This window comes from Halomonas sp. ND22Bw, from assembly GCF_003011945.1.
GTDB classification, from domain to species: Bacteria; Pseudomonadota; Gammaproteobacteria; order Pseudomonadales; family Halomonadaceae; genus Halomonas; species Halomonas halophila.
In genome coordinates this window covers 1-251 of record NZ_PXWD01001389.1, presented here as the reverse complement: position 1 = coordinate 251, position 251 = coordinate 1, and the positions used below count along the sequence as shown (strand labels likewise).

At 63.3% G+C, this 251-nt stretch carries 1 pseudogene; it reads left to right on the top strand.

Annotated features, from left to right (window positions below):
- Nucleotides 1–46: 46 nt before the first annotated feature.
- Nucleotides 47–251, top strand: a pseudogene (locus tag CVH10_RS22755) (hypothetical protein); the annotation flags it as partial.

Below are 251 nucleotides of genomic sequence, written 5' to 3'. Positions count from 1 at the left end.
AGGGGCGCTGTATGCTGCCCTGGATTTGGGAACGAATTCTTGCCGGATGCTGATTGCCCGACCGACGGGCAGTCAGTTCCAGGTCGTCGACAGCTTCTCCAAGCCGGTTCAGCTTGGTCAGGGGCTGGAAGCTTCGGGACGCCTGTCCCGCAGCTCGATGGCGCGTACCGTGCACGCGCTGCAGGTGTGCAAGCGCAAGCTTGATCAGCACAAGGTGCGCAACATGCGCCTCGTGGCGACCGAGGCATGCC